Consider the following 14,820-nt stretch of genomic DNA (forward strand, 5'->3'; position numbering starts at 1 on the left):
TATTAAACAGCCGATTTACGTCAAGTAGGCCATTGGCTGGCGAGAATCGATGCATATGCGCTACAATATGAATAGCATTCCTGTGAAACATCAAGATTCAATTAGTCGGAAGGTGAAATGTATGGAGCAGCAAGCCACATTTCGCGGCCGCTTTGCCCCTACGCCATCAGGCAAGATGCATATCGGCAATGCATTGACCGCTTTGCTTGGATGGCTGCAAATGAGGAGTATGAACGGTCAATATATACTCCGAATCGAAGATATCGATGTGCAGCGTTCCCGCCAAGAGCTCGCAGACGAGATCATGAGAGATCTGGAATGGCTCGGATTGGATTGGGATGAAGGCCCCGGCGTTGGCGGAGCCTACGGGCCGTATCATCAGGCTGCTCGCCACGCATTGTACGAACGGGAAATCGCCAAACTGAAGGAATCGAATATGCTGTACCCCTGCTATTGCAGCCGGGCGGATATAACGGCGGCAGCCAGCGCACCGCATGGCATTGCATCGGAGGGCTTTCGCTATCCGGGAACCTGCCGAGAGCTGACCCGGGAGGAAGCTGCGCTGAAAGAGATTCATAAGAAACCTTCGCTGCGCATGAAGGTGCCGCACAGAATCGTTTCCTTTGTTGACGGCATTGCCGGGGTTCAGCGTTACCGACTATCCGACGGCGGAGATTTTGTCGTGAGGAGAGCCGACGATATCATTTCGTATCAACTCGCGGTGGTGGCGGATGATGCGCTAATGGGCATAACCCATGTGCTCCGAGGAGCTGATCTTCTGGACTCCACCCCTCGTCAGCTGCTATTGTATGAAGCGCTGTCCTATCAGCCGCCGCAGTTTGCGCACACACCGCTGATGGTGGATGCGGAGGGCAAACGGCTGGCCAAGCGAACCCGGGGGCTCAGCCTCTCCTTTCTACGCGGCCAGGGCATCGCGCCGGAACGCTTAACCGGCTGGCTGGCATGGACAGCCGGCCTCCTGGATCACCCGGAAGCAGCAACTCCTGCGGAATTGATCCCTGTTTTTGATTTATCGAAAGTTTCTTCATTCCCCATAAAAATTTCGGATCCTGTCAAAAACCGGCTGTTCGAGCTTTAACTTTAGCGAAAAACAATCAGCGCCAGCCCTTTCATTCTCGTGGCGAGAAGAAAGACTGGCGCTGTTCCGTTATTCCTTACCGGTTAATCGTTCCCTGACCTTGGACTCATACTGCGTAAACGCGCTGTTACCGCTTAACCCCCGCTGTTCCAGCAGCAACTGCAGCCTAAGGTGCTTTTCATTGAGCTTACGTTTGAGCTGCTCCTGCTCGCCCTCGTTTCGGGTAGCGCCGAGCAAATCATAGAGCTGGACGCATTCCTTCCGAAGCGTTACTTCTTCAGGAACGTAACCCGCGTTTTTCATGATGCGGTAGGACATCCTCAAATCTTCCGGGATGTGCGAAAGATCGTCGATCGGGAGTTTTTTGCCGGCAAGAGGCAGGTTATCGAATTCTCCGTTGCGGATCGCTTCCTCGATCTTCTGCTCAGCCAATCTGGAAAAGATGCTCATGTAAATCCAGCCTCCTCCTGTTCCTTCGTCCTCTCATCATAAATCAGCCCGCGGGATATTCCAAGTTCTAAATGTAGGGGATCACACGCAGGTCATCCGATCCCTTTCAACATTACAACAGCGATTCCGCTCCATCTATGAATATCTGTGCCCCTGTAATATGTCTCGACTGGTCGGAAGCGAGAAACGCCACCAAATCGGCGACCTCTTCCGGCGTCCCCGGCCCGTCTGCCAGCGGCTGACTTCCTTCCGGATATTCAACCGGTATCACGATTTCCTCCAGATCCCCTTGCTTCTTCGTGCTTTGGTCGATGTTGGTGGATATCGCGCCGGGACAAATCACATTGACTCTGATCTTGAATTGAGCCAGCTCCAGCGCAGCCATCTTCGCAAAAGCGACCTGTCCCGCTTTGGTTGTGCTGTAGGCGCTCATGCCAAAGTTGGAGAAGGTTCGAGTGCCATTGACGGAGCTCGTAATGATGATGCTGCCCTGCCCCCTCTTCTTGAGATGCGGAATTGCATATTTGACCGTCAGGAACGTCCCGTTCAAATTTACGTTCAGCGTCTTGGCCCATTCCTCCAGCTTCATTTCATCGATCGGCGTCATGACGCCGTTGATCCCTGCATTGGCAAATACAATATCGACGCCGCCAAATATCTCCACCGTTTCAAGGACTGCCTTTTCCACCCTGTCGGGATCGGTTGTATCTACGTCGAATGCTCTGGCCGCCCCTTCGCGAATGGAGTTGATCTCCGATTCCGCTTGATGGGTCCGATCATCCAACAGATCGAATAAGGCCACATTCGCGCCTTCCTTCGCCAGCTGAATGGCAGCCGCCTTTCCGATGCCTGATCCGGCACCGGTAATGATCGCCGTTCTCCCATGAAAACGTCCGTGTCCTTCATTCATGTCCAACACGCTCCTTTTGTCGTTATCCGTTATGCGTTCATCTGTCACAAGATTACCCAAAAGGAGTTGTTTTATAATCATGATTTCTAATTTTTTGCAAGATCCGATTGGACTTACACGTCCGTTCGCGAAAAGATATAGGTTGAGAGCTGATATGAAGCGAAAACCACCAGGCAGGATATGCCGAGTCCATACCAAAGATAATCCGTTTGCAGGCCATCCGACCACAGCGTATTGATAGCCATCGTAATCGCGAACAACACCGCTACCAGCACCAGCTTCAGCGTTTGTCCGCCCTTGGGCCCCAGCCAATAATAGAGAGGATAGTAAACGGCAATAAACAGGATCAAGGAAATGCCGGACACAATATTTTGATAAAGAACAGCGCCTTCTCCATCCCCGCCTAACCAGATATAAGCGATTTGGACCAGGAAACCCGCCAATAACCCGATCAACATAAACAAGAGGGAAGAGACATACTTGCTCAACACAATGTCCCGGCGCGGTATAGGCAAACTCATGGAATATTTATGGAAAGGATGCAAATCGGTATTCGAAATGACGATGATCATCATCCCGGCCACCATATAACCTAGGATGCCGACGGCATTGCCAAACGAAAACAACGCCAGCCAGATCGCAAAGAGCCAAGCATATTTTCGGATGACCATCCAATCCTTATGAATGAGGGGAACGATATGACTCATGAACAGTGTCTCCTTTCGAAGTGTAATACATAATATCCTCCAGGGCAGGCCGCTCGTATAACACGCTGTCTCCGAACAGCTTGTGCGCGGATTCCCGGTTTGCCGAGAGAGCCTCGAACCCGTACGGCGTTTCCTTGAGGCCGGTAAACTGCTTGCGGACATCCGGATCCAACAGGTCGCTGCTGCCTTTGACAATGACATATTTGTCGATAATTTCATCCTTGCCTTCACTGAACACGATGCGACCCCGGTGAATAAAGGTGATGTAATCCGCTATTCGATCCAGATCATCCGTATTATGCGTTGAGAACAGGATCGTCCGGTTCTCATCCTGTATAAAATCGCTCAGCAATTGCAGCAGCTCTCTGCGAAATACCGGATCAAGACCCGCTGTCGGCTCATCTAAAATCAATATTCGCGGATCATGAGCCATGGCCATCGCAATGGAAAATTTCATTTTCATGCCTTTCGAGCAATCCTTTAGTTTCTTTCTGCCGGGAAGCTCGAACATCTGCATCAGCTGATCCATTCTGGTGCTGTTCCAGCGCTTATAAAAAGGGGACGTCATGCGGATAATTTGATTCAGCGTTAAATACTCATAAAAAATATTCTCGTCCGAAACAAAACCGATCTCTTCCTTATAACTTGCATCGTCCGAGCGAAGCCGCCGGCCATTCACGGCGATCTGGCCTGAATCCGGGACAACCATCCCCATGATGGAGCGGATAAGCGTGCTTTTGCCGGCTCCGTTGGGGCCGATCAATCCGGTAATGTATCCCTTAGGGATAAGAAGGGAAATGTCGTTCAGCGCAAACGATGGATATTTCTTGCTCAGATGGTTGATTTGCATTGCAGGTTGATCCTGATCCTGTATTCCGTCTACATGCTTCATTCGGATTCCTCCTTGTTTATTGTATGGATCATCTCGATCAATTCCTCGGCCTCTATAGGAATGCTTCGACATTCCTCGAGAATATCCCTGATTTTATCTTCGATCAGGCGCAGGCGCTGCTCCCGAATCATATCCTGATTGCCTCCCGATACGAAGGAGCCTCTGCCTACCATCGACTCGATCAAGCCGACCGCTTCCAGCTCGCTGTATGCCCTCTTCGTCGTAATAACGCTGATTCCCAAGTCCTTGGCTAGCTGCCGGATAGAAGGAAGCGGCTCTCCCGGCTTCATCTCTCCGCGCATGATGCTCTGCCGGATCTGTCTTTCAATTTGCAAGTAAATCGGCTCGCCGCTGGAATGGGATAGAATAATCTGAATCATCGCAATAATATTTCACCGCCTTTTCTGTGCCTGATATTAGGGTTCAGTATGTTGATGATGTGTATATAAAGTATTCATTGTATATATACAATATATACATTAAATAATGCCGCGTCAATTCCGTTTATTTTCGAATCCAAGTAAAAAAAGCCGGACCTCATAGGTCCGGCTCGCGATATAATCGGTCATTTCTGTACTACCATACGATCTCCAGAAAGGAAGCGTCATCTTCCAGACCGCCTGTATGGCGGGCATTCATTAATACTTGTACTTGCTCATCGGGAATCGGCTCCTTCATCGGGTCCAGATCCGTAAGCCCGTCGCTGTATAATTGAAGGCGATAACCGGTCTCCGGTTCCAGCTTGCACGTAAACACGTGAGGACTGCCTCCGATCGGTCCGGTGCGGGAAGACCAGCGTTCGGCCGTTCGGAAGCGGTCTCCGAATATTGAAGTAATCTCGTCCTGCTGACGCCATAATCGTACCCTGGAGTCTCCCTGCCAGGCAAGCCACAGCCTTCCTTTTCGACGAAAACCCGTTGACCGCTCGATGCGTCCGCATATGTACATGGCTTCGCTTCCCTTGCGCTGCTTCTCCTCCAGCACTTCACGCAGAAGCTTGGGGGTTTCGGAGCTCAGCGAATGCGTCCGCATTTCCCGATCTGCTTCATGCGTTAGTCCCTTCAGCTTGCGCTCCAGCGATGAGGACGTGGGCTCTTCAACCGTATCCAGCCAGTTCATCAAGCCCTGACCGAGCAGGCGCGAAGCCACATCGCCTCGGTAACTCAAGCCGACGCCGTCACACAATACAAAATGGCAGACCTCTTCATCCATTTTCAATGCAATGAAATCCTGACCCGTCTCGGAGAGCATGACGGATTCTGCCGCTCTGCCATACGCATAACGACATGTGAACAAATCCCTAATCTTCGTAAGCGGCTCTTCCCCGGTCTGCTTGCTCTCGTAATAAAACGACGCTGTTTGAGCCTTCCGCTTGCGAATCCCCAACGTTTCCATGCTTCTAGCGTATGATCGCTTCATGCTGTGACCTCTTACCTTACCGGCGTGGCGGCTGACATCTGGAATCCGATGGACACCAGCTCGGAGCATGTGCCAGGGAGCATCATCAAGGCCCCCGGACTCAGCTGATAATCCGCCTCAACCAGCATTTCTCGATAGCTCTCGGGAAGAACGGAAGACATCATCTTGAGTTTGCGCGCGTGTTCATCCTCAAGCTGCGTATCAGCCAATATCCCCTTCCAGCGGCGTGGTTCGGAGATCGGCTGGTTCATCAGATGGTCGGAGATGAAAATATTCTCCACCAGTACGTTTCCGTCCGGAACGCTCATATTCATGATACGGCGGGCAATCGGTTCCGGATCCTCTCCCGTGGCCACGCCATCCGTCATATGGCATACGAGCGGCGCAGGGCAATCCTGCATGTTGGGAATCTCCGATTGCAGAATTTTCTCGGCCTGAAGAAACGCTTTGGCCGAATCGGAGAACCGCTTCGGCGTCAAATCTGGAAGCGAGCCGATCGCCGCAATTTCGTCAATGCCCTTGATCCCGTTTAACAAATCATATACGTCATCGCTGTATGCAAGAATGGCGATCCGGTACCTCGGCGTCAGCCGGTTCCCCTTGGTGGAACGAAACACCATTTGCCGAATGGCTAAGGATAACGCTTCGTAAACAACATCAATCCTTCTGCGATCCTCCATCAGCATATTCATGGACGCGCTGATATCAATCAGATATATAATGAGCGCTGGCGTGCGCTGTGATGCTTGAATGGTATAGTTCATCGTGAATAACATTCACCCCTGCAATTTGTCATGTTTACTTCTTTACAGTTTAGGTATCCAGTGGCTGTCGTCACTGATGAATTGCTGCAGATTGTTAAGGCGGCTGCTCATTTTGCCAACCGTTTTGTAATAGGATTTGTCCTTGTTATACAGCGCTATGAATTCACGCGCGGCATTCTTCGCGCGGTCCTTGTTGCCGGCAACCTGCGCATTATATGCCTTGTTATATAAGGCAACCAGTTCGACAACGTTTTGGGACCGCTGCTTCTGAAGCTGGGCGGCTTGCGCTTGCTGAGCAGCCCGCGCTTGAGCCTGTCGTTCCGCTTCCGCCTTGGCCGCTGCCTCTTCCTGAGCCTGCCTTTTCTTCTTCTCTTCCTGCTGGGCTAAATACGCCTCGTATTTTGCCTGATTATCATATTTCTCCTGCAGCGCCTGCTTCTTCTTTTTCTCCTCAAGCGATGCCAGATAAGCTTCATACTTCGCCTGCTTATCATACTTTGCCTGAAGCTCGGATTTCTCCTGCTCCTTGCGCGCCAACTCGGCTTCCTCGGCCTTCTTCGCCTCTTCCGCCTTCAAGCGTTCCTCTTCGGCTTTTTTGGCCTCCGCTTCCTTCTTTGCAGCCTCCTCCTGCTGCTTCTGCGCTTCTTCCTCCTGCTTGCGCGCAGCCTCTTCTTTCTCCTGGGCCTGCTGCTCCGCTAAACGCTGGGCATCCATCTGGCGGTTCTCGGCCTTCTCAGCCAGAATTTGATTGACCGTAATCGCGGAACCCGCCAGGATCACGATGGCCGCAGCGGTGGAGAGCATGAATTTGCGGGATGACAACAAGGCTTTAATCCCTTTGTTGGATGATTCTTCAGCGGGGCGCAGCTGCTCCTCCAGTCCCTGTATGGCGGCGGCGAGCTCCACTTCAAGCGGACTGTCCTTCTTGACGAAGTGATACGCCGAACGGAATATCTCCAATGCTCCGGAAAGATTGCCTGCCTTCTCCAAGTCGCGCGCCTGATGAAACAAGCGTCCTACCACATTGTCGTTAACCTCTCGCGTGCCCGGCTCGATTCCAAGCGATGCCATGATGTCTGCAGGCACCTCCCGGGAACGTTCAGAGCCGGATTCATCCGAATCGTCATCCTGGGCAGCCGCAGCAGCAGCGGCAGTGGCAGCCGGTGCTTCTTCCACCACTTCTTCCTCACTAACCGAGGATAAAGCGATGAGCCACTCGCCAAAGGTAGGGCAGCTGCTCAAATCCTGACTGTCCCAAGCTCTGCCGAACAGATCCGAGATCCGTGTGCCCCAACGCTGACCCAGCGATTTTTTAAGCAAAAAATAACGTTCGCACGGAGTCTGCATTTCATGCTGATCAAAATAGCTTTCGCCCCATGCCCGATTCACGATAGCCGGATCGCTCCACCCCAGCATCTCGGCAATGATGACGGCCCCTGCAAAACGATCGGCATACGCGCTCCATAACCCGCTGTGCACCGTTCGATGCGCCGCATATCCCGGCGAGCCGGCGAGCAAAACGTCGGGACGGTCCATTTTTGGACTGTACATCTGCTCGACATCGACAAGCTCCACGGCGGCAGCGCCTTCCGGCAGCTTCACTTCCGAAAAAAACGGAAGCATGACATTGGGCGCAGACAGATCGCAATGCGCCAATCCGCGCTGCTCCATGCTTGAGCCGATGGCTGCCAAAGCCTTGGCCAGCATCAGGCTTTCGGAACGTCCCAGATTACGCTGATCGCTTATAACGTCAAACCAAGTACATCCATGAATCCATGGCATGATGACCGCGTAGAGCAAATCCGGATATTCCGCTATCAAATCTCCGTTTCTTTCGGGAGTGAGCACCTCTCGACTGCTTACCTGCAAACCCGGTATCTCGCGATAATTCCCCATATGCTCGGATTGATAAACCATAGCCGGAATTCTGAACTTAGGAAAAAACACTTTTAGTGCTTTGGCTTCGTGCAGCTCCCCATTCACGGGAATCAGCTGATAGACGATCCCTTGCCTCCCTGCCTGGGCATAAGCTACGCCCGGTGCAGCCGGATGCTGTCCTACCGTATAAGCCGTTCCATTAACAACGATCCCATCGCCCGGGTTTGGCTGAAATGTCATGAACTTCACCCTCTCTTAACTCCATTACCTTGCTATATAACTCTATTAACCGATAGAACCGCGATTGATTCACGATTAACTACATTCTAAATATCCAAAATTGCAAGAAAACCGGGTTACCTACCACCCGGTTTATTTTGCCTATTAAACTATTATAATGCATCAGAAAGCAAAAGTCTCCGAATGATATTAACGGGATTCGTCAGCCATACGGAATTTCTGAGCGATCGCCTTCAGCTCATTGCTGATGCTGTCAAGCGTTTGTACGAAGGAGTTCATCAAGCGGCTTGCTTCCTGGAATTCCTGGAAGAAGCGCTGCTTCGTCATACCATCCCATTGACCTTCCATTCCGTTGATCGATTGCGTCAGGCTATTAACGATTTGCTGACTTTGATCACCGCTCTGTTTAAATTGGTTCGCTACTTGCTCCACTTGTTCTGGCGTAATTAAAATACGTCCTGCCATTTATGTAACCTCCTTGAAATTCGTTTTCTGGTGACACTTGACATCTTAGCCCAGAAGACTCGGTTTATCAAAATGTCCTCAGACCTAATTTCGAGTTACCCTATACGTCCCAATTTGAAACATTTTCCATCCCGAATTTCCCGAATTTCCCAAATGGGATAGGGATTTAGTTGGCAATCCCAAACGAAGACGGATCGGTAAAGGTCCAGCTCTGCCCGGCTAATGCGGCCTGTTTAGCCGTTCCCCCGTTGTCTCCGCTGGTCATGCCCACGGCTGCGGCTGCCGAACTCGGGTTCGATATAACCGTGCCGGAGTTACCATATTCCGGAAGTATGGACGAGCGCCCATCCATCCCGGAAGCGGCAAACAGAGCCGTCGGTGATACGGTGCTTACGATAGCATGCTCCAAAATCGTATGGTATTGATGATCCGTTTCTTGAAATTGATCGGCTTTGCTTTGAAGATGCTTGCCCAGCTGAGCAAGAAGAGCTCCCAGATGCTCTCCAAGACTCCGGGCAGACTGCCATTCATCAATAACCGCCGCTTTGAGAGACGTCTCCCAAACAAGGGATTCCATGGCTTGGTTGAGCGTTCTCGTTATCGCTAAATATTCATCGCCACTATGCTGCAGCTGACGGCTTAACGTCCGGAGAGACTCCGGCTCGACAGAAATACGCATTGGTCCTCACCTTTCATACAGGCTCTGTTACTGTTTCAGCCACATGAGTAACATATGACGAAACTGCTCTTTGGTCGCTGGCGCTGCGGTTAGCCAGTCCTGGTCTCCCTCCAGGCTCATACGCAGCAGCCAATTCATGGACTCGTTCACTATAAATGCTGCATTTTGACTTTCCCAGCTGATACCGTTCCAAATCGACAGCTGGAGTTCCCCCGAAGATACCTTGTTCTTCATGCATTTCGCCAAAGCGATTGAACCTTCCACATCGTCCGTCAATCTGGCCAAACGATCGCCGATATCGTCGCAATTATGCTCGGTAACCGAGGTGTAGATATCGCCGAATTCCTTCCGGCTAAGCAACAGAGCCGGAATATCTCCCCAGTTTTGGTCGCTGAGGGCCAGATCCTGCACCAGTTGATCGCAGGTTTGTTCGATGGTACCGAGTTCGCTAAGCATGTAACACCGGTTGTCTTCATCGCTTCTGCATACTTGTATTACCCGTTCGTCAGTAACATGCAAATATCCTTCAAACGCCGAATCCTGATTTTCATATTTCAACCAGCACGCCCGTTCCGCAAGACCGGCAATAGCCACTCGTGAGAAGACTTCGGGTGGAATCGACAATTCCCCGCCTTCCTCTTGAATCAAATATTGCTTGCTTAGGAGCGATTGTTTGGTTTTCTCCCACTCAACCGCGATTTCTTCCGTTAAATATCCTACAAAAGGATCTTCAACACCAAGTAATCGGTCCGATCCGATAATTCCAGCCAAGAAGAAAAATTCCTTGTCATTCAGCGTGATCGTTTCTTGTTTGGAAGCATGAATTGTCAACATTATGAGCCACCTCCCCTCAAACTACAACATGCCATCGGTCGCGAATTTCTGTGACCCATCTTTGGGCGTTCCATTCCTCATCGAACGGAACTGCGCCTTTTATTCTGGAAAATTTACGTTTTACGTAGTACCCCTGTCCCGGCGGAAGTATTTTTAGTCCTCCAGGACTATTAGAAGATTCGGAAAAAGGAATCCGGAAGAACGATAAATCGTTGGAATCCAAGGTCCCGAATAAAAATCCGTTTTGAGCAGCCTTGATATCGGTAAACCAGTCGACGCCATACGTAGGGAAATCCGCCGGCACGCCGGCAATGACGACATGAACCCTGCGGTCCCTTCCCTGTCTGACGATGGCCGAGAGCTGGTCCTTCAAGGTGAAATCCGAAAGCTGCTTGCTGAGTACGTCGGCATCATCAATCATAAGCAGGATGGCCGGGTCCTCGCTCTCCTTCGACCGGGTCTGAACCCGCTCATAAAGGCTCGTAATGAGCGGCCCCAGATCCTCCTCGTTCTCCGCGTGGCCGCGGACATGCGGGAGATGGTTCATCCGGCTCAGGCCGCTGCTTCCATAGCGCGTATCCACCGTATAGATCTCCAGCTCATCCGGAGAAGTATGATATGCGAGCGATAGCATCCAGCTAAGAAGGAACGACGTCTTACCGCCTTCCATCGGACTGGCCACGATAAAATGAGGCCCATCCTCGAGATTGATCGCAAAAGGAGTCAGATCATCCGTAGCCACCCCGACGGGCACCTGATACTTCACCGTTGCGGCCGCTTCATAAGGCTTTTTCACCTTAAGCAGCTGATGGAGCGGAATCTTGTCCGGCAGCGATTCGATCCGCGGGGCTTCCTCGCCATGCCATGATTCATGGTGTACCCGAATCATGTCGCGAAGCGCTGCCGAACGGTCCCCCTCCTCCTGGCCGGAAGCCGGAAGTGCGGTCTGGAATTCAAGCGGAGGCACCTGGCCTTTGACCAGTCCTCTTCCTGGCGGAAGCTGGCTCGGGGCTCTCGTGGGACGACCCACCGCGTAATAATAGTCGGCCGGATCGGCAAGCTCGTACGATACCGCTTGCGAGATATTGCTCCGGACCTTCTCGAACATATCCGAAATCCGGTTCGCCGTGATGATAAACGTGATGCCCAGACTGCCGCCTTCCCGCAGCAGATATTCCAGCATATCATTCTCGTCCGGATAGGAATTCCTAAAGTTCAGATAACCGTCAATAACCACGACCAGCTGCGGAACCGTCACCGTGCTGCCACGTCGGTAGGAAGCAACGGTCTTCACGCCGGCCTCGGCGATCATGTCTTTGCGCACAGCGGCCGTTTTCGCAAGAAAACGGAACAGGCGCTTGATCCGATCATCTTCCTCTGCGGTCATGACTCCCCCGATATGCGGCAGTCCTGCAAAGTCCCGCATCATCCGGCCCATGTCCACGATATATCCATGCCAAAAGTCCGGGGTATATCGACTCACCAAAGACATAAGCATCGTTTGAATAAAGGTCGTCTTTCCGAGCCCGGGCATCCCATATACGGCCCAGTGGCCTTGCTCCAGATTGAGCACCAGCGGCTTCTGGCATTGGTTAGGCAAATCGTCAACCATTCCGACATAAGACACGAGTGCCGAATCGCCGAACGTTACCGGCTGCTCGATGCCGGATTGCACTGACTCCAAATCCAGGCTCTCCGGAAGCGGTGGAAGCCAAGGCCCCTGCAGCCGCTCAATCCCTTGCGCCTTGGCCACTTCCGCTACATGGTCGATAAACACCTGCAGCTGTTTGGGCACTTCCAGATGCGCTCCCAGGGACGGAGTCGACGCAAGCAGCGGTTCCGTCTTCCCGTTGATCCGGACCTCGCGGATGGAGACAGCGCCAGGCGTATCCTTCTCTTCAACGTAAGGAGCGCCGCTCCAAGCAAATTGCATTTCTTCAAACACTTCATCGCTGCCCACCTGGAAGTAGCCTCGTCCGGGCTTGTTGATCCAGGCTGCATTCGGAATCTTCAGCATGTCGCGGCTGTCGCCTTCGCTTTGTACCCGAAGACAGATGCGGAAGCGCGAGTTACTCCAAATTTTATCGTCCACGACGCCGGCCGGCTTCTGCGTCGCCAAGATCAAATGGACACCCAGCGTTCGCCCGATTGCGGCGATGCTGATCAATTCATCCATAAATTCCGGCTGATCTTTCTTCAGCTGTGCAAATTCGTCAATGATAATGACGAGATGCGGGAGCGGCTCGCCATGGCGATTGCGCAGCAGCTTGTAATACTCGTCAATGTGCTGCAGGTTTCCCGCATCGTTCAATATTTTCTGGCGGCGGACCAATTCGGCTTTGAGCGACACCTTCGCCCGCTCGATCAGATTGTTGTCCAAATTCGTTATGGTGCCCACGACGTGCGGAAGGTTCACAAACGTATTGGACATGCCGCCGCCCTTATAGTCGATTAGCATGAATGCCAAATCATGAGGGTGAAACTCCGATGCCAGGGAAGCCACGATGGATTGGATAACCTCGCTTTTCCCGGAACCGGTCGTTCCCGCGATCAGGCCATGCGGACCATGACCTTGACGCTCTATTTTATCATGAAGATTCAAATTAATCTTCTTTCCGCCCGCTCGCACACCCATGGGAACGGGCAATGAATCCGGATATCGGTTCTGCTGCCAGCGTTTATAAACATCCAAATCGTTGATTTTCTGAATATCCATCATCTCGAATAGTGCCAAAACGCTAGGAATATCGGATGCAGAAGACCGCTTTAGCCGAATCGGCGCCATATACCGGGCCAATGCTTCGATCTGTTCCCTGCTGATATGATGGGATTGGAAGGATTGCTTGGAGACGGTGCCGTCCGGTTTCTTAATCGTGTACGCCGCCTGCTCCCGATCGACTTCGACGATAAGCTGGCAGTGCATCGGCAAGCTTTCTTTCCGGTCGGACAAGATGATGGTGACGGCGTCAGCCGCATCGGCATCTTCCATCAACAGAGGCAGCAGAGGTTCTTCCTCAATCAATTGGGCTGCGGATAGGATCACGACGTAAGCCGGCGTCTCAATCGATTTTTTTCCATGTTCGGAGCGATTGTTTTTACGCCGGTATAAATGGGTAAATATTTCATCAGCAAGCTGATGCGCATTGCTCCTCCGATCCGCAAGATAGCGGCTGGAACGGTCATCATCCCACGTATGGGGCAGCCACCGCAGCCACTGCCATTCGCTCGCTTCCCTCTCTTCGTAGAAGGCGGCGATTTTCACTTCGTCAGGCGAGTGCCTGACGGCGGTTTGGGCCATCATGACGCGAAGCATGTTTAATACGCGTTCTCTTCCGCCGACGATCCCGATGACCTTGGATTCAAATAACGGCAGTGCAATAGAGGCATCGTCGACCGTCTGGAACTCGGATGACAGCAATTCGGCCGCTTCGATTAACGGGTCCTTATCATACCCGTCCGCACGGGGAGGCTTCACGTTAATGTGAAACGGAACCTCCCCCTTGCCCACGCAAATCTCCAAAAAGTCCTTATCTTCCGGGGAACGTTCCCACAAGCTGCTGCTCCGGTTCTTCACAACGTTATAACAGACGTCCGGATCCCCATGGATGTCAAACAGAATATGGACCTGATCCTCCTGCCGCTCCTTCAGTTCTTCCCGATGCAGATCAAGCTGAGCCCGGTACTTCTGATTGCGTTCGGCCAGGTTCTTCTGATAGGTCTTCTTGTTGCTTAAATACATGAAGAACGGCAGCGTGTAGGATGTCAGCATCATAAAGATGGAGAGCATCTGGAACATCATGTAATTGGGATTCCCCATTTTACCGCTTACGTTCATATAGACATAGAAACCGATCGTCGCCGCCGTCATAATAATCGGAATGATGATGGCAATCATCGAGAACGACGGTTTGCTTGGTTCGGACGGGGGTCTCAGAATCTCCAAGTCTTCATTCGGTAAAGCCGGTCTAATGCGCGGCGAACGTTGGTACAACACGTTCATATGTCACTTCCTCCTAATCCAAAGCATCTGAAATGTACAATTATGTATTTTGCTGTTTCAGTCAAAACCAATGGGTTACTTACCCAATATCAGCTCTCTTGAAACAACGATCTTCTGCCATAGACAGGAGCTTCATCGGTGGTTGTCGAGAATGCCCGCTGCAAACGTACGTAGGAGCCTTCCCTCAATCCCGCTTCAACCAGGTTAGAGTGGCCGCCTACCGTAAACCACAAGCCTTCCGGGAACTTCGCTTCTAATATATATTGAATTCCTTCACTCGAGGGTTCGCGAAAAAGACGTAATCCCAGCAGCTCGTTCAACCGTTCAATGGAGCATTCATCGGGTACGTCGATATCAAACCAATCATCTTCGTTTCGACCGCTGATCACGGTGAGTATCATCTGGTCAACCTGCCTTCCTCAAGATGGTAATCCTATGTTTATTCCATATTGAAAGCCCAATCACCTATTTCAATAGTTGCAA

Annotated in this window: 14 protein-coding genes; 1 reads left to right on the forward strand and 13 read right to left on the reverse strand. The window is 51.7% G+C overall.

Annotated elements, in window-relative coordinates; all coding sequences use genetic code 11:
- The first annotated feature begins 121 nt into the window (after positions 1-121).
- Complete coding sequence (gluQRS, locus tag HMPREF9412_RS06905) at positions 122-1,099, forward strand: tRNA glutamyl-Q(34) synthetase GluQRS (protein WP_009590630.1); 978 nt, start codon at positions 122-124, stop codon at positions 1,097-1,099.
- A gap of 69 nt (positions 1,100-1,168) precedes the next feature.
- Here the strand turns inward: gluQRS and HMPREF9412_RS06910 are convergent, their stop codons facing one another.
- From HMPREF9412_RS06910 to HMPREF9412_RS06970, 13 genes are all read right to left on the reverse strand, one after another.
- The gene (locus HMPREF9412_RS06910) at positions 1,169-1,549 is read right to left on the reverse strand and encodes a DnaJ family domain-containing protein (RefSeq protein ID WP_009590658.1); all 381 of its coding nucleotides are present in this window, start codon (positions 1,547-1,549) and stop codon (positions 1,169-1,171) included.
- 112 nt (positions 1,550-1,661) lie between these two features.
- Positions 1,662-2,459 carry an SDR family oxidoreductase gene (locus HMPREF9412_RS06915; RefSeq protein WP_009590728.1) on the reverse strand — a complete coding sequence of 266 codons (798 nt, stop codon included), beginning with the start codon at positions 2,457-2,459 and terminating at the stop codon, positions 1,662-1,664.
- A 113-nt stretch (positions 2,460-2,572) separates the two neighbouring features.
- The gene (locus tag HMPREF9412_RS06920; RefSeq protein ID WP_009590634.1) at positions 2,573-3,166 is read right to left on the reverse strand and encodes an ABC-2 transporter permease; all 594 of its coding nucleotides are present in this window, start codon (positions 3,164-3,166) and stop codon (positions 2,573-2,575) included.
- Positions 3,138-4,058, reverse strand: a complete 921-nt coding sequence (locus HMPREF9412_RS06925; RefSeq protein WP_009590673.1) for an ABC transporter ATP-binding protein — start codon at positions 4,056-4,058, stop codon at positions 3,138-3,140. The genes HMPREF9412_RS06920 and HMPREF9412_RS06925 overlap by 29 nt, the downstream gene beginning before the upstream one ends.
- A complete protein-coding gene (locus HMPREF9412_RS06930) occupies positions 4,055-4,438 on the reverse strand; it encodes a GntR family transcriptional regulator (protein WP_009590704.1) in 384 nt (127 codons plus the stop codon). The genes HMPREF9412_RS06925 and HMPREF9412_RS06930 overlap by 4 nt, the downstream gene beginning before the upstream one ends.
- 196 nt (positions 4,439-4,634) lie before the next feature.
- Entirely contained in the window at positions 4,635-5,477 is an 843-nt protein-coding gene (locus tag HMPREF9412_RS06935; RefSeq protein ID WP_036671541.1) for a hypothetical protein, read from the reverse strand.
- A gap of 11 nt (positions 5,478-5,488) precedes the next feature.
- Positions 5,489-6,241, reverse strand: coding sequence for a vWA domain-containing protein (locus HMPREF9412_RS06940; protein WP_036661656.1), 753 nt, complete (start codon positions 6,239-6,241; stop codon positions 5,489-5,491).
- A 42-nt stretch (positions 6,242-6,283) separates the two neighbouring features.
- A complete protein-coding gene (locus HMPREF9412_RS06945; RefSeq protein WP_036671544.1) occupies positions 6,284-8,359 on the reverse strand; it encodes a membrane protein in 2,076 nt (691 codons plus the stop codon).
- A gap of 189 nt (positions 8,360-8,548) precedes the next feature.
- On the reverse strand, positions 8,549-8,824 hold the full coding sequence (locus HMPREF9412_RS06950; RefSeq protein WP_006211202.1) for a WXG100 family type VII secretion target: 276 nt from the start codon (positions 8,822-8,824) through the stop codon (positions 8,549-8,551).
- Between the two features lie 166 nt (positions 8,825-8,990).
- Positions 8,991-9,503 (reverse strand): WXG100 family type VII secretion target, encoded by a 513-nt coding sequence (locus tag HMPREF9412_RS06955; protein ID WP_009590694.1) that lies wholly within the window; start codon positions 9,501-9,503, stop codon positions 8,991-8,993.
- 27 nt (positions 9,504-9,530) lie between these two features.
- Entirely contained in the window at positions 9,531-10,337 is an 807-nt protein-coding gene (locus HMPREF9412_RS06960; RefSeq protein ID WP_009590693.1) for a hypothetical protein, read from the reverse strand.
- A 16-nt stretch (positions 10,338-10,353) separates the two neighbouring features.
- Complete coding sequence (gene essC, locus HMPREF9412_RS06965) at positions 10,354-14,337, reverse strand: type VII secretion protein EssC (RefSeq protein ID WP_009590679.1); 3,984 nt, start codon at positions 14,335-14,337, stop codon at positions 10,354-10,356.
- A gap of 89 nt (positions 14,338-14,426) precedes the next feature.
- A complete protein-coding gene (locus HMPREF9412_RS06970; protein ID WP_009590697.1) occupies positions 14,427-14,738 on the reverse strand; it encodes a hypothetical protein in 312 nt (103 codons plus the stop codon).
- Between the last annotated feature and the right edge of the window lie 82 nt (positions 14,739-14,820).

This window comes from Paenibacillus sp. HGF5 (assembly GCF_000204455.1).
GTDB lineage: Bacteria > Bacillota > Bacilli > Paenibacillales > Paenibacillaceae > Paenibacillus_AQ > Paenibacillus_AQ lautus_A.